The organism is Isoptericola sp. NPDC019571 (assembly GCF_044389385.1).
In the GTDB taxonomy this organism is placed as follows: Bacteria; Actinomycetota; Actinomycetes; order Actinomycetales; family Cellulomonadaceae; genus Isoptericola; species Isoptericola nanjingensis.
The window spans coordinates 82702-101887 of record NZ_JBIRXZ010000007.1 but is presented as its reverse complement, the minus strand read 5'-3'; the positions used below and the strand labels follow the sequence as shown (position 1 = coordinate 101887).

Genomic DNA, 19186 nt, shown 5'->3' with positions numbered 1-19186 from the left:
CACGTGCTGCGGGCGGGTCAGGCGAGCGCGTCGACGAGCGCGTCGATGTACGCCGCGCCCGACAGCGGGCCGCCGAACATCCAGATGCCGTCGGGGATGCGGTGCACGTCGCCCCCCGTGACGAACGGCAGCTGCTCCCACACCTTGTTGCCCTTCAGCCCGTCGGCGAACGGGTCCGCCTCGGAGTCGTTGGCGGCGTAGACGAACTTCACGTCGCCGAGCTTCGTCAGGCCCTCGACGTCGGTCTGCGCGAGCCCGTAGTCGGGGTCGCCGCCCTCGGTCCACGCGTCCTTGAGGCCGACGGCCTCGCCCAGCGCGCCGAAGAAGGACCCGGGCGTGTACATGCGCACGGAGACGGTGCCGTTGGCGATCCACCCGTCGGCCATCGTGAACTCGGCGCCGCCGAGCCCGGCCTCCTCGAGGGCGGCCTTGCCCTCGGCGACCTTGGCGTCGAAGTCGTCGAGCGCGGCCGCGGCGGCGTCCTGCTTCCCCGTGACCTCACCGAGGGTGGTCACGGTCTCCCTCATGTACCCGAGCGGGTCGGTGCCGTCGGAGCCGCGCAGCGTCAGGACCGGCGCGACCTCCTCGATCTGGGCGATGACGTTCTCGGGGAGGTCGGTGGTGGTGACCACCAGGTCCGGTTCGAGCGCCGAGATCGCGTCGAGGCTGGGCTCGCCGCGCGTGCCGACGTCGGGCGTGCCCTCGTCGATCGGCGCGACCGTGTCCCACGTGTTGTAGCCGGCCACGTCGGCCTGGCCCGCGGGCTCGACACCGAGCGCGACGAGGTTCTCCGTGAGGCCCCACTCGAGCGAGACGACGTCGGCCGCAGGGGCGTCGAGGGTGTGCTCGCCGCGCTCGTCGGTGTACGTGACGGGACCGGTCGCGGCCGACGGCTCGGCGGCGGCCTCGGCCGCCGGGTCCTCGGTGGTGCCGCACGCGGTGAGGGCGAGCGCGGCCACGGCGGCGGCGGTTCCGGCCAGCAGCGAACGGGTGGGGATGCGCATGGGTGTCTCGGTGTCCTTCGGGTCGGTGCGCCACGGGTGCGGGCGCGACGGTGCCGGGCAGGGCGCCGGCGGGGTGTGGGTCTGGTGGCGACGGGGAGGTCAGGCGCCGCGCGCGGCGTGCCTGCCGACCGCCTCGCAGCGGGTGCGGCCGGTGTCCGGGTGGGTCGTGACGTCGACGCGGATGCCGTAGACCTCGGTGAGGAGCTCGCTGGTGAGCACCTCTCCCGCCGGGCCGGAGGCCCGCACCTGGCCGCGGTGCAGCACCACGACGTGGTCCGCGACGGCGGCAGCCTGGTTGAGGTCGTGCAGGACGACGCCCACGGCGACGCCGTGCTCGGTGGCGAGGTCGCGTACCAGGTCGAGCAGCTCCACCTGGTAGCGCAGGTCGAGGTAGGTGGTGGGCTCGTCGAGCAGCAGCACGCCGGTGTCCTGCGCGAGGCAGGTCGCGAGCCACACCCGCTGCAGCTCGCCGCCGGAGAGCTCGTCCACGCCGCGCTCGGCCATCTCGGCGACGCCGGTGACGTCCATGGCGTGCGCGATCGCCCGGGGGCCGTCCGCGTCCGCGGACCGGAAGCGTCCGCGGTACGGGTGCCGGCCGTAGGCGACGACGTCGCGGACGGTCACGCCGCTCGGCGTCGGGTGGCTCTGCGACAGCAGCGTGACCCGCCGCGCGAAGTCCTTGGGGTGCAGGGCGAGCGCGTCGGTGTCGCCGTCACGGTCGCCGTCGGCGAGCGTGACGCTGCCCGCGTCGGGGCGGTGCAGCCGCGCGAGCGAGCGCAGCAGGGTCGACTTGCCCGAGCCGTTGGGGCCGAGCAGCGCCGTCACGGCGCCGGGCCGCAGCTCGATCTCCGCGTCGTCGACGACGGTGCGGCGGTCGTAGGACAGCCGCAGCCCGCGCCCGGCCATCGCGGCGGCGGGACGGGACTCGACCACGGGGGGCGCCGTGGGCGCCAGGGTCTGACTCACGTAGGTGAGGCTAACCTTCACCCCAGGGTTTCGTCATCCCCCTGTTGCGTAATTCCGTGTGGCGCGGGTCACCGACGAGCCCCTGACGACGACCCCGTCCTCCTGTTGACAGGAGCATCGACCTTCGCCAGGGTGGTCAAACTGGTCTAGACCAATGGAGGTTCTCATGACCACCGTCATACGACGACTCGCCGCCGGCACGCTCACGGCCACGATGCTCCTCGCCGCCGGCGTGACGACGACCGCGTCCGCGTCGCCCCCCACCCGGGACGACCTTCCCACCGTCAGCCCCGCACCGCAGGAGATATGGCGTTCCGACGACGACCTCCGCCTCCCCCGGTCGGTGGACGTCGTGGTCGACGCCGACACCGACGACGAGGCGCGCGACGCGCTCACCCGCACGCTGCAGGAGCACGGGGTGCGCACCGTCGTCCGCGGCCCCGACAGCCGGCGTCCGGGCGGCGCGGGGGTCCGCGTCCTCCTCGGCGACGCGTCGCGCACCGACGTCCGGGCCGCCCTGGGCCGCGTCACGGTGCCCGACCACGACGAGGCGTACGCGGTGCAGGTCGACGCGCACAGGGGCCGCGGCACCGTCGTGCTCGCCGGGGCCGACGCGACCGGGCAGTTCTATGCCGTCAAGACCCTCGGGCAGCTCCTGGTCGACGGTCGGCGGGGTACGGCGCTCGCCGGCGCCACGGTCCGCGACTTCCCCGCCATGCCGTTGCGCGGCACCATCGAGGGCTTCTACGGCGAGCCGTGGACGCACGCCGAGCGACTGGACCAGCTGGCCTTCTACGGCGACGTCAAGGCCAACACCTACGTCTACGCCCCGAAGGACGACCCGTACCACCGCGAGAAGTGGCGCGAGGACTACCCGGCCGACAAGCTCGCCGAGCTCGCCGAGCTGGCCGAGGCCGCGACGACGAACCACGTGCGCTTCACGTTCGCGCTCTCCCCGGGCAACAGCGTCTGCTACTCGAGCGACGAGGACATGGCGGCCCTCGAGCGGAAGTTCCAGGCGTTGTACGACGTCGGCGTCCGGGCCTTCAGCGTCCCGCTCGACGACATCGACTACTCGCGCTGGGCCTGCGACTCCGACCAGGAGGCCTACGGCGACCCGTCGCCGGGGAACGCCGGGAAGGCGCAGGCGGACTTCCTCACCCGCGTGCAGCAGGGCTGGATCGAGACCCACGACGGCGCCCGGCCGCTCCAGATGGTACCGACGGAGTACTACAACACCACCGAGTCGCCGTACAAGGCCGCGCTGCGGTCGATGGACGAGGACGTCGTCGTCATGTGGACGGGCAACGACGTCGTGCCCCAGTCGATCTCGGTGGACCAGGCGATCGAGGCCGACACCGTCTTCGGCGGCCCGACCTTCCTGTGGGACAACTACCCGGTCAACGACTACGGCCAGACCAGCGGGCGGCTCCTGCTGGCGCCGTACGACAAGCGCGAGCCGGGGCTGTCGGACCACCTGGCCGGCATCGTCTCGAACCCGATGAACCAGGCCGCGGCGAGCAAGGTCGCCGTCTTCGGCATCGCGGACTTCGCGTGGAACGACCGCGGGTACGACCGTGACCGGAGCTGGCTCGAGGCGATGCGCTACCTGGCCCACGACGACCACGACGCGGTGGAGGCGCTCCTGGCGTTCGGGGACCTCAACCACCTGGCGCCGAGCTTCGGCGACCCGTGGCAGCCGCAGGCCCCCGCCCTCGCGGCGGAGATCGACGACTTCTGGGAGCGCTGGGAGGCCGGCGACCAGGCGCCGGCGATCGCCCGCCTCCGGGACGACGCCCGGACGGTCGCGGGCATCCCCGAGACGCTCCGACGGTCCGGCGTGGACCCCGCGTTCGTGTCGGACGCCGCGCCCTGGCTGGAGGCGAACGACCTGTGGGGCGACGCGTTCCTGGCCACCCTCGACGCCGCCAGGGCCGACCTGCGCGGCGACGCCGCGCGGCGCGACGCGCTCCTCGCCCGGGCCGACGCCTCGGCCGTGGCGGCCGAGCAGGTGATCGTGGACCCGCCGGACAACCGCTGGGGCGCCGCCCCGGTGAAGCTGGGCGACGGCGTGCTCGACGTCTTCCTCGACGACCTGGCGGCCGAGCTGAAGGGTTGACCGGGTTCGCCGGGGGGCGACGAACGGAGGGGGTCGGTGCGGTTGCACCGGCCCCCTCGTCCGTGCCGGGATCAGGCCCGGGTCGCCCAGAACGCCACGGCGGACGCGGCGGCGACGTTGAGCGAGTCCACTCCCCCGGCCATGGGGATGCGCACGACGACGTCCGCCGCGGCCACGGCACCGCGCGACAGGCCGTCGCCCTCGGTGCCCAGCACCATCGCGAGGCGCTCGGGCGGGTCCGTCACGAGGTCGTCGAGGGACACCGAGTCGTCGGACAGGGCGAGCGCCGCGACGGTGAAGCCGTCGTCCTGCAGCGCGTGCAGGCCGCCAGGCCAGGAGTCCAGCCGTGTCCACGGCACCTGGAACACGGTGCCCATGGACACGCGCACCGAGCGGCGGTACAGCGGGTCGGCGCAGCGCGGCGAGACGAGGACGGCGTCCACGCCCAGGGCCGCCGCGCTGCGGAAGATCGCGCCCACGTTCGTGTGGTCCACGATGTCCTCCAGCACGGCGACGCGGCGCGCGCCCGCGCCCCCGCGGGCCGCGGCGAGGAGGTCGTGCACGGAGGGCAGCACCGGTCGGTGCATCGCCGCGAGCGCCCCGCGGTGCAGGTGGAACCCGGTGATCCGCTGCACCACGTCGTCCGACCCGACGTACACGGGGGCGTCGGGGTGGGCGGCGAGCACGTCGGCCATGGAGTCGAGCCACTTCTCGGCCATGAGGAACGACCGGGGGCGGTGGCCCGCCTCGAGCGCACGCCGGATCACGGACGACGACTCGGCCATGTACAGCCCCTCTGCGGGCTCCCTCGCGGCGCGGAGCTTCACGTCCTTGAGGTCGGTGTAGTCGTGCAGGCGCGGGTCCGCGGGGTCGGTGACGCGGGTGGTGCGGGCGTCGTCGACGCCGGGCTCGGGGATGCTCACCGAGGCATTCTCCCCCGCACCGGCACCCCCACCGGACCGGTGCCGGCCGCCCTCAGCGTGCGAGCACCTCGGCGAGGCTGCGCGCAGGGCCGGTCGAGCGCCACGCGCCCGGCGTGGCGCCGTGCCGCCGCACGAAGGCGCGGTGGAACCCCGGCACCGAGTCGTAGCCGACCTGCCGGGCCACGCGCTCGACGCTCGCGTCCGGCGCGCGGAGCAGCCGCGCGGCGGCGTCCATCCGGCACCCGGCCACGTAGCCCATGGGCGGCTCGCCCACGGTGCGGGCGAACCGTTCGGCGAACGCGGACCTGGACAGCCGCGCGACGGCAGCGAGCGACTCCAGCGTCCACGGGCGCTGGGGCTCCGCGTGCACGGCACGCAGCACGGGCCCGAGCGCCGGGTCGCGCAGCGCGGCGACCCACCCCGACGCCGGCTCCTCCGCCTCGAGCCAGCGCCGCACCACGTGCACCAGGAGCACGTCGGCCAGCCGGGCCGTGACCACGTCCGTGCCCGGCCGCGGGTGGTGCACCTCGTGGTCGATCGCGGCGACGACGGCGCGCAGCCAGCCGCCGTCCGGCCCGTCGTCCGCGCCCGACCCGCTCGCGGCGTCCGGCGCCCGCAGCACCGGCGGCAGGCTCGCCAGCAGGCGGCCGACACCCGGGTCGGTGAACCCCACCGCCCCGCAGACCAGGGTCGCCGGGCGTCCGCCCCCGTCGATCCGCAGCTGCTCGTACCGGTCGGCGACCACCGTGCGGTCGACGTCCCACAGCCCGGTGGCGGGGTCGTCGGCGGTGCCCGTGATCGCGTGGCCGGCGCCGTGCGGCACCAGCACGAGGTCGCCGGGGCCGAGGTCGTGCCGCCCGCCCTCGACGTCGACGACCGCCCGGCCGTCGAGCAGCAGGTGGAACATGAGGACGCCCGGCAGCGCCGGCATCGCGATGCCCCACGGCTCGGAGAACCGGCCGGTGGAGCAGAAGACGGCGTCCATCTCGAGGGTCCCGAGCACGTCGGCCCAGGGATCGGCCTGAGGCTTCCCGGCGCCCGGGACGGGCAGCAGGGCGGCAGCGTCGCTCATCCCGCCATCCTGCGACCCTCCGGACGAACGGTCAAGACTCCCGGATGTCACCTCATGGTTCGTCCGGCGCCGTGCCGGAAACCTGGAACCAGACGCCGAAGCCGCACGGGCCCGGCACGACGAGGAGGACTCTCATGGACGTACTGGTGGTCGGAGCGACGCGGGGCAGCGGCCTCGCCATCACCCGCGAGCTCGTGGCCGCGGGGCACCGCGTGACCGCGTTCGGCCGGACGGCGAGCACCGCGTTCGCCGCACCGGTCGCAGGTCCGGACGCGCAGCCGGGGTCCCTGCGGCCCGTCGACGGCGACGCCCTCGACCCCGAGGCGGTCGCCAAGGCGGTCGCCGGGCAGGACGCCGTCGTCGTCACGCTCGGCATCTCGGACAACCCGCTCGCCGTGCAGTGGCTGCGCCGGTCGAGCACCCCTGCGGACGTGCGCTCGCGCGGCACGGCGACCGTGGTCGCGGCCATGCGCGAGACCGGCGTACGCCGCCTGGTCGTGCAGAGCACGTACGGCCTCGGCGGCTCGTGGGCGCACCTCGACCTCACCTGGAAGCTGGTGTTCCGGTTCGTCATCGGCCGCCAGTTCACCGACTCGGGTCGGCAGGAGGAGGTGGTGCGCGCCAGCGGCCTCGACTGGACCCTCGTCCGCCCGGTCTCGCTCACCGACGTCCCGGACGACGCGACCGACGGCGCCGGCGTCGGGGGCCCCGCCCACGTCACGACCGACGACACGCGGCGCGGGCTCACGGTGTCCCGCGCGCAGCTCGCGCGGGTGCACGCCGAGGCGCTGGCCGACGTCGCCACCGTCGGCGCCACCCTCAGCGTCTCGGGCTGATCCCGGCGTCGGGGCCCCGTGCGAGGATCGCCTCGTGCCACGCCGAGTGACCACCGCCCCCGCCATCACCGTCCGTCCCCGCGTCGAGGCCGACGTCCCGACGTTGATCGACGTCGTCCGCGAGCAGCAGCCGACCAGCGGTTACCCGCGGGCCTGGCCGCCCGTCGTCGGGGTCCGCGAGTTCCTCGTGCGACCGGACGAGGAGGCCGCGTGGGTCGCCGTCCACGAGGGCCGGGTCGTCGGGCACGTCAGCGTGACGTCGGTGCACGACGACGAGCACGGCGCGATCTGGTCGGCCGGCGCGGGGCGCCCGGTCGACCAGCTCGGGTGCGTCTCGGTGCTCTTCGTCGCGAGCGACGTCCAGGGCATGGGCGCGGGAGGTCGCCTGCTCGACGCCGCGGAGCAGCACCTGCGCGCCCGGGGCCGCACGCCCGTCCTCGACGTCGACGACCGCGACGGCGTCGCGCACGCCGTCTACGTGCACCGAGGCTGGCAGGTCGTGGGCGAGGCCCGCTTCTTCTGGCAGGCCCCCGACTCTCCGCCCGCCCGGCTGCTCGTCCTGCCCTGACCCCTGACGACATCGAGCGTGCCGGGGCGAGGTCAGACCCCGGCGGGACCGGCGACCACGTCCTCCTCGTCCACCACGGGGGCGCTGAACTGCGACTCGTAGAGCCGCGCGTAGGCCCCGCCCGCGGCGAGCAGCGTGTCGTGGTCGCCCTGCTCCACGATCTGCCCGTGCTCCATGACGACGATGGTGTCGGCGTCGCGGATGGTCGACAGGCGGTGCGCGATGACGAACGACGTGCGGTTGGCCCGCAGCGCGTTCATCGCCTGCTGGACGAGCACCTCGGTGCGGGTGTCGACGGAGCTCGTCGCCTCGTCGAGCACGAGGATCTCCGGGTCGGCGAGGAACGCACGGGCGATGGTCAGCAGCTGCTTCTCGCCCGCCGAGAGCGAGGTCGCCTCGTCGTCGAGCAGCGTCGCGTACCCGTCGGGCAGCGTGCGCACGAACGGGTCCACGTGCGTGGCCCCGGTCGCGGCGAGGAACTCCGCCTCGCCGACCGAGGCGCCGTCGCGCACCCCGTACCGCAGGTTCTCCTCGATGGTGCCCTTGAACAGCCACGTGTCCTGCAGCACCATGCCGATCCGCGAGCGCAGGTCGTCGCGCGTCAGGTCCCGGCTGTCCACGCCGTCGAGCGTGATCCGGCCGGAGTCGACCTCGTAGAACCGCATGAGCAGGTTGACCAGCGTCGTCTTGCCGGCGCCCGTGGGGCCGACGATCGCGATCGTCTGCCCGGGCTCCGCCACGAGGTCGAGATGCTCGATGAGCGGCGTCTCGGGGTCGTAGGAGAACGAGACGTCCTCGAACGCGACCCGGCCCTGCACGTGGTCCAGCCGGCGCGGGTCGGCCGGGTCCGGCTCCTGCTCGGGGGCGTCGAGCAGCTCGAAGACCCGCTCGGCCGACGCGACGCCCGACTGGAGCAGGTTCATCATCGACGCGATCTGGGTGAGCGGCTGCGTGAACTGCCGCGAGTACTGGATGAACGCCTGCACGTCGCCCAGGGACAGCTGCCCCGAGGCCACGCGCAGCCCGCCGATCACGGCCACGATCACGTAGTTGAGGTTGGCGAGGAAGCCCATCGACGGCTGCATCGTGCCGGAGATGAACTGCGACTTCCTGGACGCGTCGTAGAGCGCCTCGTTCTCCGCGCCGAAGGTCCGGGCCGCGGCCTCCTGGCGACCGTAGACCTTGACCAGCGAGTGGCCGGTGAACATCTCCTCGACGTGCGCGTTGAGCCGCCCGGTCGCCGCCCACTGCGCCACGAACTGCGGCTGCGACCGCTTGGCGATCTGCATGGTGAGGATCACCGACAGCGGCACGGTCACCAGCGCGACCAGCGCCAGCACCCACGAGATCCAGAACATCATCCCGAGCACGCCGATCACCGTGAGCACGGAGGTGACGAGCTGCGCGAGCGTCTGGGTCGTCGTCTGCGCGACGTTGTCGATGTCGTTGGTGACGCGCGAGAGGATCTCGCCCTTGGCCTGCTTGTCCACGTAGCTCAGCGGGATGCGGTGCAGCTTGGCCTCGACGTCGTCGCGCAGCCGGCGCATCGTGTTCTGCACGGCGATGGTCATGATCCGCGCCTGCAGCCACCCGAAGAGGAACGCCCCCAGGTAGATGGCGATCACCCACATCAGGATCTCGCCGAGGCGGGTGAAGTCGACGCCCTGGCCCGCCACCACGTTCGGCAGGGAGGAGATCAGGCCGGCCTGTGCGCTGTCCCCGGAGGCGCGCAGCGTGGCGGCGGCCTCGTCGCCGGTGGTCCCGGCGGGCACGCCGGCGGCCGCCAGTCCCTTGCCGACGAAGCCCGCGAAGATGACGTTGGTCGCGTCGCCCAGGATCTTCGGCCCCGCCACGGTGAGCGCCACCGAGACGACGCCGCACAGGGTGAGCAGGACGACGCGCGCCCGCTCGGGGCGCATCACCCCCGCGAACCGCACGAGCGACCCGCGGAAGTCCATCGCCTTGGCGCCCGGGGCGCCGCCCATCATGCCCATCGGGCCGCCGCCACGGGGGCCGCCACCCGGCCGGGCCGCCGGTACCTTGCGTTCGGTGCTCATGCCGCCTCCTCGAGGGACATCTGGGAGGTGACGATCTCCTGGTAGGTCTCGTTGTCGGCCAGCAGCTCGGCGTGCGTACCGCGCCCGACGATGCGCCCGTGGTCGAGCACGAGGATCTGGTCGGCGTCGCGGATGGTCGCCACGCGCTGCGCGACGACGAGCACTGTCGCGTCCTGGGTGCGCGGCCGCAGGGCGGCGCGCAGCCGCGCGTCCGTGCTGTAGTCGAGGGCCGAGAACGAGTCGTCGAACAGGTACACGCGCGGACGCCGGACGACGGCGCGCGCGATCGCGAGCCGCTGGCGCTGCCCGCCGGAGAACGTCGTCCCGCCCTGCGCGACCGGCGCCTCGAGCCCCTCGGGGAGCGCCTCGACGAAGTCGCGCGCCTGCGCGATCTCCAGCGCGGCCCACATCTCGTCCTCGGTGGCGTCGGCCTTGCCGTAGCGCAGGTTGTCCGCGACGGTGCCGCTGAACAGGAAGGCCTTCTGGGGCACCAGGCCGAGCTGCGACCCGAGGTCGGCCGTCGCCAGCTCGCGCACGTCCACGCCGTCCAGGAGGACTCGGCCGCCCGTGACGTCGAAGAGCCGCGGCACGAGGTTGAGCAGCGTCGTCTTGCCCGCACCGGTGGAGCCGATGATCGCGGTCACCCGGCCGGGCGACGCGGTGAACGTCAGGTCGTGCAGCACGGGCTCGTCGGCGCCCGGGTACCGGAACTCGACGCCCTCGAACGTCACCTCGCCGCGCGGCCCCTCTCCGTCGGCCAGGGAGGTGAGGGAGACCGGCGCGGCCGGCTCGGTGACCGAGGTCTCGGTGTCGAGGACCTCGGTGATGCGGCCCGCGGCGACCGACGCGCGCGGCACCATCATCACCATCATCGTCGACATCATGACGGCCATGAGGATGTACATGATGTAGCTGAGGAACGCCATGAGCGCCCCCACCTCCATCTGGCCGTTGTCGATGCGCTGCGCGCCGAACCACAGCACGGCGACGCTCGACGCGTTCATGATGAGCATGACCATCGGGAACGCCAGCGCCATGAGCTTGCCGGCGTTCAGCGACGTGTCGTAGAGGGCCTCGTTCGTGGCACCGAACCGCTCCAGCTCGCGGTCCTCGCGGACGAAGGCGCGCACCACGCGCAGGCCGGTGATCTGCTCGCGCAGCACGCCGTTGATGGCGTCGATCCGCTTCTGCATGGCCCGGAAGTACGGCACCATCCGCCACATCAGCAGGCCCATCGCGATGCCCAGCACGGGCACCACCACGAGCAGCAGAGCGGACAGCTCGACGTCCTCCTGCAGCGCCATGATGACGCCGCCGACCAGCATGATCGGCGCCATCACCATGATGGTGAAGGTCATCAGCACGACCATCATGACCTGCTGCACGTCGTTGGTCGTGCGGGTGATGAGCGACGGGGCGCCGAACTGACCGAGCTCGCGGGCGGAGAAGCCCTGCACCGAGTCGAACAGGTCGCGGCGCACGTCACGGCCCAGCGCCGTCGCGGCCCGGGCGCCCAGGAACACCGCGCCGATCGCGCAGGCGACCTGGACGAGGCTCACGACGAGCATCCACCCGCCCACCCGCATGATGTAGGCCGTGTCCCCGGTCGTCACGCCGTTGTCGACGATGTCCGCGTTGAGGGACGGCAGGTAGAGGGAGGCGAGCGTCGCGAGCAGCTGGAGCACCAGCAGCACGCCGACGGCGCCGGCGTACGGGCGCAGATAGGTCCGCGCAAGGGAGACGAGCATCAGGGCTCCTGGGGGTGGGAGGTACGGGGCGTCGCCGTCCCGGGGGGAATCTCGGACACGGTGGTCTTCCGGTCCGCAGTGTTCTGCGCCGCGGTGGCCTCGGGCACGTGTTTTTCTCCTCGATCCTCCGCGATGCCGTGGACGAGCGCATCGGCGACGACCCGGGGCGAGGGTGCCGGCAGCAGGTGGTCGACGCGGGCGTGCGTGCCGGCGATGCTCGCCTCGACCAGGGCCACGGCGACCTCGATCGGCACCCGGAGCCGGTGCTCGTCGGGCTGCAGCACCCCGATCAGGCCGGCGACCGTGGCCTCGCGCTGCTGCTCCCGCTGCTCCATCAGCTGCGCGCGGAAGTCCTGCACGTGCCCGGGCTCGACCTGGTCGCGCGCCCCGGTGCGGTGGTGCAGCGCACGCAGCACACCCATCCAGCGCATGACATCGCTCATCCGGCGGCGGCCGAGCTCGATGACCCGCTCGAGCCGCTCCTCGAGCGGCGCCTCGCGGTCGATCGCCGCCAGCTCCGCGCGCGTCTCGACCGGCCCGGACGCGCGGTGCAGGCCCTCGACCGCCACCGCGCCGATGAGCGTGTACTTGTCCCCGAAGGCGCGGAACAGCGTGCCCTCGGCGACACCGGCGGCGTCCGCGAGCTCGCGGGACGTGACGTCGAGGCCGAATTCGCCGACGAGCGGGAGCACGGCGTCGACGATCGCCGAGCGGCGGTCGTCCGGCGCCATGGGGGCGGCACGACCGGTCGGCGTGGGCGGGGGGCTCATGGGCGACACACTAAATGAGTGAGCACTCACTCCGCAACGCGGTCGTCGCTTCCCCCGACGGCACCGCCCGGAGACGCACGAGGGCCGTCACCCCTCGGGGTGACGGCCCTCGCGACCGCGCCGGCGACGTGCCGGGCTGCTGCTACTGCTGCGGCTCCTCCGGCTCGCCGCCGAGCGACCGCGGCTGCGCGCCGGGCGACGGCGGCGCCGTCGGGCCGTCCGACGGCCGCTGGCCGCGCTCGGCGGACGGGTCGAACGGCGCACCCGACCGGGTGCCCGCGCTCGTGGCGTCCGCCGTGGCGGCCTCGGCCTGGCGCCGAGCCTCCGCGAGCGCCTCGCCCGGGTCCTCCAGGGCCTGCGCGGGGAGCGACGTCGCCCGCGGCCGCGGCTCGGCGGCGCCCTCGTCCTCAGCGGGCGGGGTGGGGATGCCGGGGGTGCCGGGCACGCCGCCGAAGCCCTGGGCGATGGACCCCAGCGCGGCCGTGAACTCGGTCGGCACCACCCACAGCTTCGAGGCCGTGCCGTTCGCGATCTGGGGCAGCATCTGCAGGTACTGGTACGCCAGCAGCTTCGGGTCGGCGTCGCCCTCGTGGATCGCGCCGAACACCTGGAGGATGGCGCGCGCCTCGCCCTCGGCCTGGAGGATCGCCGCCTGGGCGTTGCCCTCGGCCCGCAGGATCTGGGACTGCTTCTCGCCCTCGGCGGTGAGGATCTGCGACTGCTTGACACCCTCGGCGGTGAGGATCGTGGCGCGGCGGTCGCGCTCGGCGCGCATCTGCTGCTCCATCGCGCCCTGCACGCTGGCGGGCGGGTCGATCGACTTGAGCTCGACGCGGTTGACACGCACGCCCCACCGCCCGGTGGCCTCGTCGAGGACGCCGCGCAGCTGGCCGTTGATCTGGTCGCGGCTGGTCAGCGTCTGCTCCAGGTCCATGGACCCGACGACGTTGCGCAGCGTGGTGACCGTGAGCTGCTCGATACCGGTGATGTAGTTCGCGATCTCGTAGACGGCCGACTTCGGGTCGGTGACCTGGAAGTAGATGACCGTGTCGATGCTCACCACCAGGTTGTCGCTGGTGATCACCGGCTGGGGCGGGAACGAGACGACCTGCTCGCGCAGGTCCACCCGTGCTCGCACCTTGTCGATGAACGGGACGAGCCAGTGCAGCCCGGGCTCGAACGTCTTGTTGTAGCGGCCGAGACGCTCGATGACCTGCGCGCTGGCCTGCGGCACGACCTGGACCATCTTGAACAGCGCCACGACCACGAAGATCACGAGCGCGAGAATCACGATCCACAGCACGATGGTGCCGGCGGAGGGGTCGGACACGAGGGTCCCTTTCTGTCGACGTCGATCAGGGCGCCGGCGGACCGGCGGGTGGTGCAGGCTCAGGAGGTGCGCGGGCGGGGCGGTCGAGCGTCGGTCACGCGGTGCGCTCGGGCTGGGTGTGCGAGGACCCGGCGGGCTCGACGACGGCGGTGGCCCCGTCGATCCGCACGACGCGCAGCTCGGCACCCACGGGCACGCGGCCCGTGGAGTCGGGGACACCGTCGTCGACCAGGCGCGCGCTCCAGACCTCGCCCATCAGCTTGACCCGCCCACCGGCCTCGGTGACCTCGGTGATCGCCACGGCGGGGCGCCCGACGTGAGCGGCGGCGTTGGTCTCGACGAGCGGCACCCGCTGCTTGAGATGCTGAAGCAACCACGGGCGCAGGACGAAGAGCAGCAGCAGGGCGACAGCGCACGCGACGACGAACTGCAGCCACACCGGCCCGCCTGCCGCGGCCGTCACCGCACCACCGAGCGCGCCGCCCGCGAGCATGATGAACACGAGGTCGAGCGAGAGCATCTCGATCGCGGCGAGCAGCAGCGCGCCTCCGACCCACCACAGCCAGGAGTCCACGGCCCTCTCCCCTCGTCGTCCCTCGCGGGAGCGTGCGGTGCCGGGAGACCCCTCAGGGGGGCGACGCCCCCGCCACCAGGTTTTGCACAGACTTTACCAAGCCTGAGCCGACGCGGGAAGCCGTCTCAGCGACCGGCGGGTCGCGCCGCGCGGGCCAGCCAACGGCCGCCGCCGTGGGCGACCATGAGGGGCGTGCCGAACGCCTGCGAGAGGTTGTCCGCGGTGAGCACCTCGCGGATCGGGCCCGCGGCCTGGATGCCGCCACGCTTCATGAGCATGAGGTGCGTGAACCCCGGCGGAATCTCCTCGACGTGGTGCGTCACGAGCACCAGGACCGGCGACGCCGGGTCGGCCGCGAGCTCGGCGAGCGCCCCGACGAGCTCCTCGCGGCCCGCGAGGTCCAGGCCCGCCGCGGGCTCGTCGAGCAGCAGGATCTCCGGGTCGGTCATGAGGGCACGGGCGATCTGCACGCGCTTGCGCTCGCCCTCCGAGAGGGTCCCGTAGAAGCGGTCCGCCAGGTCGGCGACGTCGAACGCCGCGAGCAGGTCCTTGGCCCGCTGCTCGTCGAACTCCTCGTACGTCTCCTGCCAGCGGCCGGTCACGCCGTACGCCGCCGTGAGCACGACGTCGCGCACGGCCTCGCTGCCCGGGATCCGGTCGGCGAGGGCGGCGGAGGCGAAGCCGATCCGGGGGCGCAGCTCGAAGACGTCGACGCGGCCCAGCCGCTCGCCCAGGAGCTCGGCCGTGCCGGCCGTGGGGTGCGAGCGCGCGGCGAGGATCTGCAGCATGGTCGTCTTGCCGGCGCCGTTGGGGCCGAGGACGACCCAGCGCTCGCCCTCGTTCACCTGCCAGTCCACGGCGTCGAGGATGGTGGTGGTACCGCGTCGAACGGTGACGCCCTGCAGGTCGAGAACCGCGCTCATGAGGCCCGACCCTACCCGAGCCGCGCGCCGCGACCGGCCCGCGTCCCGGCCTGCGACGACGGCGGCGGGACGTCTACTGTGAGGGCCGTGGAGACCGACCCGACCGCGCTGCCCCGCAGCGTCGTGCTGGCGCTCTGGCTCGCCACCACCGGCGCCGCGCCCGGCGTCGTCGTGCGCAGCGTGCAGGGCGACGACGAGCCGCACGGCGTCGTGGGGATGCCGGGGCGGGAGGACGACGCCGACCTGCGCGCCCTGGTAACCGCCTGGCTCGCCGGGCCCCGCGAGGTCTGCGCCCTGCTGCCCGCCCCCGGCGACCTGGGCGGCGCACCCGCCGCCGTCAGCGCCGAGGCCACCGACGCCGGCGAGTGCGTGATGATCACCACCCCGGCCGGGTCGTGGGCCGCGGTCCCGGCCGTCACGGCGTTCGGCAGCGCGCTGGAGCCCGGCCACCTCGTGGCCTGGCAGGTGCGGCCCGTGCCCGCCTGGTCGACCCACGTCGCCGGGACCCTCGGTTCCCTCGCCGACGCCGAGCAGGAGCTGCGCACCAGCCTCGTCACCGCGACCGACGCCCTCGACGCCCTCGACGTCGCCCGGTGGCGCGACGACGCCGCGGACGCCATCGAGCGGCTGCGCGGCGGCAGCACGGACGGCTGGCCCGTGCCCGCGCTGGACGGCCGGCGTGCCCGGGTGCTGCAGCTCGCCACCCGGCTGCTCGCGATCGTCGACCTCGCGACCGTCGACGACGGCGGCGCCGTGAACCTCTGGCAGTCGGACCAGCGGTCCACCGCCCTGCGCGAGGTGGAGCGCACCGCACGGCACGCGCTCAGCGCCGCGACGTACGCCGCGGTCCGCTGACGGCGCCGGCGGCCCGTCCCCCGGCGTCCGGTCAGTCCGCGAGGACCGTCCGGTAGACGTCGAGGGTGCGCTCGGCCACCGCCTCCCAGGAGAACAGCTCCTCGGCCCGGCGCCGGCCGGCCTCCCCCATCGCCGTCGCACGCGCGGGGTCGGCGAGCACCCGCTCGAGCGCGGCCGCCAGGTCCGCCACGAACCGCTCCCGGTCCAGCGGCGTGCCCGTGCCGTCGTCGGCCTGCTCGATCGGCACGAGCGCACCCGTGACGCCGTCGTCGACCACCTCGGGGATGCCGCCGGTCGCGGTACCGACCACGGGCAGGCCGACGGCCATCGCCTCGAGGTTGACGATCCCGAGCGGCTCGTACACCGACGGGCAGACGAAGACGGTGCTCGCCGCGAGCACGGCGACCAGGTCGGGACGGGGCAGCATCTGCTCGATCCAGACCACCCCGGCCTCGGCACCGGAGCCGCCGGGGCCGGCGACGTCGGTGCCGCCCGTGCCCCCGCGGGCGCGGCGCAGGTCGGCGACGAGCCCGCGCACCTCCGCCATGAGCTCCTCGGTGTCGGGGGCGCCCGCGCACAGCACCACCTGCACCTCGCGCGGCAGCCGCGCCGCGGCGCGCAGCAGGTACGGCAGGCCCTTCTGCCGCGTGATACGGCCGACGAACACGACGGCCGGGCGCTCGGGGTCGATGCCGAGCTCGCGGACGACCCGCTCGGCCGCCGGGTCGCCGTCCGCCGGGCGCCGCCAGCCCGCGAGGTCGATGCCGTTGTGCACGACGTGCACGCGCTCGGGATCGAGCTCCGGGTAGACCCGGAGGATGTCGGCGCGCATCCCGGCGGACACCGCGATCACGCCCGCGGCACCCAGGTAGGCGGTGCGCTCCGCCCACGACGACAGTGCGTACCCGCCGCCGAGCTGCTCCGACTTCCAGGGCCGCAGCGGCTCGAGCGAGTGCGCCGTCACGACGTGCGGCACCCCGTGCAGCAGGCCGCCGACGTGCCCGGCGAGGTTGGCGTACCAGGTGTGCGAGTGCAGGACGTCGGCTCCCCCGACGTCCTGCGCCATCGCCAGGTCCACGCCGAACGTGCCGAGGGCGGGGTTGGCGGCGGCGAGCTCGGCCGGCACGCCGTACCCGGTGACGCCCGCCTCGGCGTCGTCACCGGCGCGCGGCCCGTCGAAGCAGCGCACCCGCACGTCGGCGTGCCGGCGCAGCACCGCCGACAGCTCCGCCACGTGCACGCCCGCGCCGCCGTAGACGTGCGGCGGGTACTCGCGGGTCAGCAGGTCGACCCGGAACGGGCCGCTGGAGAGGGTGCTTGCTGGGCTGCTGGCTGGCGTGCTCACGCGGCCAACCTAGCGGGGTCGGCGGGTCGCGGGCGCGGCGGCCTGCAACCCCCTAGGGTCGTGGCATGGCGTCGACCCAGCCCCGCGTGCTCGCGATCGTCCTCGCCGGCGGCGAGGGCAAACGCCTCATGCCGCTCACCGCGCACCGCGCCAAGCCGGCGGTCCCCTTCGGGGGCATCTACCGGCTCGTCGACTTCGCGCTGTCCAACATCATCAACTCGCACTACCTGCACGTCATCGTGCTGACCCAGTACAAGTCGCACTCTCTGGACCGGCACATCTCGAAGACGTGGCGCATGTCGTCGCTGCTCGGCAACTACGTGTCGTCGGTGCCCGCGCAGCAGCGGGTCGGCAAGCACTGGTACCTCGGGTCGGCGGACGCCATCTACCAGTGCCTCAACATCATCGACGACGAGCGGCCTGACATCGTCGTCGTGGTCGGCGCGGACCACGTGTACCGCATGGACTTCTCCCAGATGGTGGAGGCGCACGTCTCCTCGGGTGCCCGCGCCACCGTGGCAGCCATCCGCCAGCCGATCGCGATGGCCGACCAGTTCGGCGTCATCGAGGTGGACCGCGAGGACCCGACGCGGATCAGCGAGTTCCTGGAGAAGCCCGAGAGCCCGGTGGGGCTGCCCGACTCCCCCACCGAGGTGCTCGCCTCGATGGGCAACTACGTGTTCGACGCCGACGCGCTCGTCGAGGCCGTCACGAAGGACTCGGCCGACCCGGACTCCCGGCACGACATGGGCGGCGACATCATCCCGGCGTTCGTCGCCGACGGCACCGCCGGCGTGTACGACTTCATCCGCAACGACATCCCCGGCTCCACCGACCGCGACCGCGACTACTGGCGCGACGTCGGCACCATCGACGCCTACTTCGAGGCCAACACCGACCTCATCGCCGTGCACCCGGTGTTCAACCTCTACAACCAGGACTGGCCGATGTTCACGGGGTACACGGGCCTGCCTCCGGCCAAGTTCGTGCACGCCGGGCCGGGTCGCCTGGGCCACGCCGCCGACTCGATCGTCTCGCCTGGTGTCCTCATCTCCGGCGCGACCGTCGCAGGGTCCATCCTGTCCCCGGGCGCGCACCTGCACTCGTGGGCCACCGTCACGGACGCCGTCGTGATGGACAACGTCCAGGTGGAGCGGCACGCCCAGGTCCACCGCGCCATCCTCGACAAGAACGTGGTGGTGAGCGAACGGGCCCGCGTCGGCGTCGACCACGACGAGGACCGGGCCCGCGGCTTCACCGTCTCGGAGTCGGGGATCACCGTCGTCCCGAAGGGCACCGTCGTTGCTTGACCCCGCTCCCCGTACCGCCCCCGCCCCCGGCAGCACCGCGGACGGCGGCGCCGAGGCGCCGCGCCGCCGGCTCGTCGTCACCGACGTCGACTCCACGTTCATCACCGCCGAGGTGATCGAGCTGCTCGCCGACCACGCCGGCACCCGCGCCCAGGTCGCCGAGGTGACGGAGCGCGCGATGCGCGGCGAGCTCGACTTCGCCGGCTCCCTGCGCGAGCGCGTCGCCACGCTGCGCGGCGTGCCCGTCGAGGCCCTCACCGCGGTGCGCGACGCCGTCGTGCTGACCCCCGGCGCCGCCGACCTCGTGAGCGAGGTGCACCGCCGCGGCTGGGAGTTCGGGCTCGTGTCCGGCGGCTTCGCCGAGATCCTCGGCCCGATCGCCGACGCGCTCGGCATCGGCCGCTGGCGCGCCAACCGCCTCGAGGTGGCCGACGGCGTGCTCACCGGCCGCACCGTCGGTCCGGTCGTCGACCGTGCCGACAAGGCCGCCACGCTGCGCCGCTGGGCCGCCGAGTGCGGGCTCGAGATGGTCGACACGGTCGCCGTCGGGGACGGCGCCAACGACCTCGACATGATCGACGCCGCGGGCATCGGCATCGCCTTCGCGGCCAAGCCGCTCGTGCGAGCGCAGGCGCCGTTCAGCGTGGACGGCCCCCGGCTCGACGACGTGCTCGGCGTCATCGACGCCGTCGACGCCGCGGCGGGCCGCGGGCCCGGGAGCGCCCGCCCCTGAGCCGGCGGCCCGAGCGCACCGGCCCGAGCGCGCACCCGTAGCGCGAAACCCCT

The 19186-nt window shown here is 73.8% G+C and carries 17 protein-coding genes; 6 read left to right on the top strand and 11 right to left on the bottom strand.

Annotated elements, in window-relative coordinates; all coding sequences use genetic code 11:
- Nucleotides 1-17 precede the first annotated feature (17 nt).
- Entirely contained in the window at nucleotides 18-1004 is a 987-nt protein-coding gene (locus tag ACH443_RS13755) for an ABC transporter substrate-binding protein (RefSeq protein WP_429763309.1), read from the bottom strand.
- Between the two features lie 99 nt (nucleotides 1005-1103).
- Entirely contained in the window at nucleotides 1104-1910 is an 807-nt protein-coding gene (locus ACH443_RS13750) for an ABC transporter ATP-binding protein (protein ID WP_430556206.1), read from the bottom strand.
- A gap of 226 nt (nucleotides 1911-2136) precedes the next feature.
- Here ACH443_RS13750 and ACH443_RS13745 point away from each other — a divergent pair, with 226 nt between their 5' ends.
- On the top strand, nucleotides 2137-4089 hold the full coding sequence (locus ACH443_RS13745) for a beta-N-acetylglucosaminidase domain-containing protein (RefSeq protein ID WP_430590629.1): 1953 nt from the start codon (nucleotides 2137-2139) through the stop codon (nucleotides 4087-4089).
- A 71-nt stretch (nucleotides 4090-4160) separates the two neighbouring features.
- Here the strand turns inward: ACH443_RS13745 and ACH443_RS13740 are convergent, their stop codons facing one another.
- Both ACH443_RS13740 and ACH443_RS13735 read right to left on the bottom strand, forming a co-directional pair.
- Nucleotides 4161-5012: a TrmH family RNA methyltransferase gene (locus ACH443_RS13740; protein ID WP_429763307.1), complete on the bottom strand. Its 852-nt coding sequence runs from the start codon at nucleotides 5010-5012 to the stop codon at nucleotides 4161-4163.
- 52 nt (nucleotides 5013-5064) lie between these two features.
- The gene (locus ACH443_RS13735) at nucleotides 5065-6084 is read right to left on the bottom strand and encodes an AraC family transcriptional regulator (protein ID WP_430556110.1); all 1020 of its coding nucleotides are present in this window, start codon (nucleotides 6082-6084) and stop codon (nucleotides 5065-5067) included.
- Between the two features lie 134 nt (nucleotides 6085-6218).
- Here ACH443_RS13735 and ACH443_RS13730 point away from each other — a divergent pair, with 134 nt between their 5' ends.
- Together ACH443_RS13730 and ACH443_RS13725 are read left to right on the top strand one after the other, a co-directional pair.
- A complete protein-coding gene (locus ACH443_RS13730) occupies nucleotides 6219-6920 on the top strand; it encodes an NAD(P)-dependent oxidoreductase (protein WP_430590628.1) in 702 nt (233 codons plus the stop codon).
- A 34-nt stretch (nucleotides 6921-6954) separates the two neighbouring features.
- Nucleotides 6955-7488 (top strand): GNAT family N-acetyltransferase, encoded by a 534-nt coding sequence (locus ACH443_RS13725; RefSeq protein ID WP_430590627.1) that lies wholly within the window; start codon nucleotides 6955-6957, stop codon nucleotides 7486-7488.
- Between the two features lie 32 nt (nucleotides 7489-7520).
- Here ACH443_RS13725 and ACH443_RS13720 read toward each other — a convergent pair whose 3' ends face one another.
- From ACH443_RS13720 to ACH443_RS13695, 6 genes are all read right to left on the bottom strand, one after another.
- Nucleotides 7521-9545 carry an ABC transporter ATP-binding protein gene (locus ACH443_RS13720; RefSeq protein WP_430590626.1) on the bottom strand — a complete coding sequence of 675 codons (2025 nt, stop codon included), beginning with the start codon at nucleotides 9543-9545 and terminating at the stop codon, nucleotides 7521-7523.
- Entirely contained in the window at nucleotides 9542-11293 is a 1752-nt protein-coding gene (locus tag ACH443_RS13715; RefSeq protein WP_430590625.1) for an ABC transporter ATP-binding protein, read from the bottom strand. The genes ACH443_RS13720 and ACH443_RS13715 overlap by 4 nt, the downstream gene beginning before the upstream one ends.
- Nucleotides 11293-12063, bottom strand: a complete 771-nt coding sequence (locus tag ACH443_RS13710) for a TetR/AcrR family transcriptional regulator (protein WP_430590624.1) — start codon at nucleotides 12061-12063, stop codon at nucleotides 11293-11295. Before ACH443_RS13710 ends, ACH443_RS13715 begins: the two co-directional genes overlap by 1 nt.
- A gap of 142 nt (nucleotides 12064-12205) precedes the next feature.
- Nucleotides 12206-13393 carry an SPFH domain-containing protein gene (locus ACH443_RS13705; RefSeq protein ID WP_429763300.1) on the bottom strand — a complete coding sequence of 396 codons (1188 nt, stop codon included), beginning with the start codon at nucleotides 13391-13393 and terminating at the stop codon, nucleotides 12206-12208.
- Between the two features lie 94 nt (nucleotides 13394-13487).
- Nucleotides 13488-13967 (bottom strand): NfeD family protein, encoded by a 480-nt coding sequence (locus tag ACH443_RS13700; protein WP_429763299.1) that lies wholly within the window; start codon nucleotides 13965-13967, stop codon nucleotides 13488-13490.
- Nucleotides 13968-14092: 125 nt separating this feature from the next.
- Complete coding sequence (locus tag ACH443_RS13695) at nucleotides 14093-14890, bottom strand: ABC transporter ATP-binding protein (RefSeq protein ID WP_430590623.1); 798 nt, start codon at nucleotides 14888-14890, stop codon at nucleotides 14093-14095.
- A gap of 87 nt (nucleotides 14891-14977) precedes the next feature.
- Between ACH443_RS13695 and ACH443_RS13690 the strand changes: the two genes are divergently transcribed.
- Complete coding sequence (locus ACH443_RS13690; RefSeq protein WP_430590622.1) at nucleotides 14978-15745, top strand: hypothetical protein; 768 nt, start codon at nucleotides 14978-14980, stop codon at nucleotides 15743-15745.
- A gap of 31 nt (nucleotides 15746-15776) precedes the next feature.
- On the opposite strand, the gene glgA is transcribed toward ACH443_RS13690, so the two are convergent.
- Nucleotides 15777-17090 carry a glycogen synthase gene (glgA, locus tag ACH443_RS13685; protein ID WP_430590621.1) on the bottom strand — a complete coding sequence of 438 codons (1314 nt, stop codon included), beginning with the start codon at nucleotides 17088-17090 and terminating at the stop codon, nucleotides 15777-15779.
- A gap of 65 nt (nucleotides 17091-17155) precedes the next feature.
- Between glgA and glgC the strand changes: the two genes are divergently transcribed.
- Nucleotides 17156-18400, top strand: coding sequence for a glucose-1-phosphate adenylyltransferase (gene glgC / locus ACH443_RS13680; RefSeq protein ID WP_429763295.1), 1245 nt, complete (start codon nucleotides 17156-17158; stop codon nucleotides 18398-18400).
- Complete coding sequence (gene serB, locus ACH443_RS13675) at nucleotides 18393-19133, top strand: phosphoserine phosphatase SerB (RefSeq protein WP_430590620.1); 741 nt, start codon at nucleotides 18393-18395, stop codon at nucleotides 19131-19133. The genes glgC and serB overlap by 8 nt, the downstream gene beginning before the upstream one ends.
- Nucleotides 19134-19186: the final 53 nt, after the last annotated feature.

Excerpts from the sequence above, each read along its gene's own strand:
- ACH443_RS13720 (WP_430590626.1), bottom strand. The coding sequence starts at position 9,545 with ATGAGCACCGAACGCAAGGTACCGGCGGCCCGGCCGGGTGGCGGCCCC.
- ACH443_RS13695 (WP_430590623.1), bottom strand. The coding sequence starts at position 14,890 with ATGAGCGCGGTTCTCGACCTGCAGGGCGTCACCGTTCGACGCGGTACC.
- ACH443_RS13755 (WP_429763309.1), bottom strand. The coding sequence starts at position 1,004 with ATGCGCATCCCCACCCGTTCGCTGCTGGCCGGAACCGCCGCCGCCGTG.
- ACH443_RS13735 (WP_430556110.1), bottom strand. The coding sequence starts at position 6,084 with ATGAGCGACGCTGCCGCCCTGCTGCCCGTCCCGGGCGCCGGGAAGCCT.
- ACH443_RS13715 (WP_430590625.1), bottom strand. The coding sequence starts at position 11,293 with ATGCTCGTCTCCCTTGCGCGGACCTATCTGCGCCCGTACGCCGGCGCC.
- ACH443_RS13730 (WP_430590628.1), top strand. The coding sequence starts at position 6,219 with ATGGACGTACTGGTGGTCGGAGCGACGCGGGGCAGCGGCCTCGCCATC.
- ACH443_RS13710 (WP_430590624.1), bottom strand. The coding sequence starts at position 12,063 with ATGAGCCCCCCGCCCACGCCGACCGGTCGTGCCGCCCCCATGGCGCCG.
- ACH443_RS13750 (WP_430556206.1), bottom strand. The coding sequence starts at position 1,910 with ATGGCCGGGCGCGGGCTGCGGCTGTCCTACGACCGCCGCACCGTCGTC.
- ACH443_RS13745 (WP_430590629.1), top strand. The coding sequence starts at position 2,137 with ATGACCACCGTCATACGACGACTCGCCGCCGGCACGCTCACGGCCACG.
- glgC (WP_429763295.1), top strand. The coding sequence starts at position 17,156 with ATGGCGTCGACCCAGCCCCGCGTGCTCGCGATCGTCCTCGCCGGCGGC.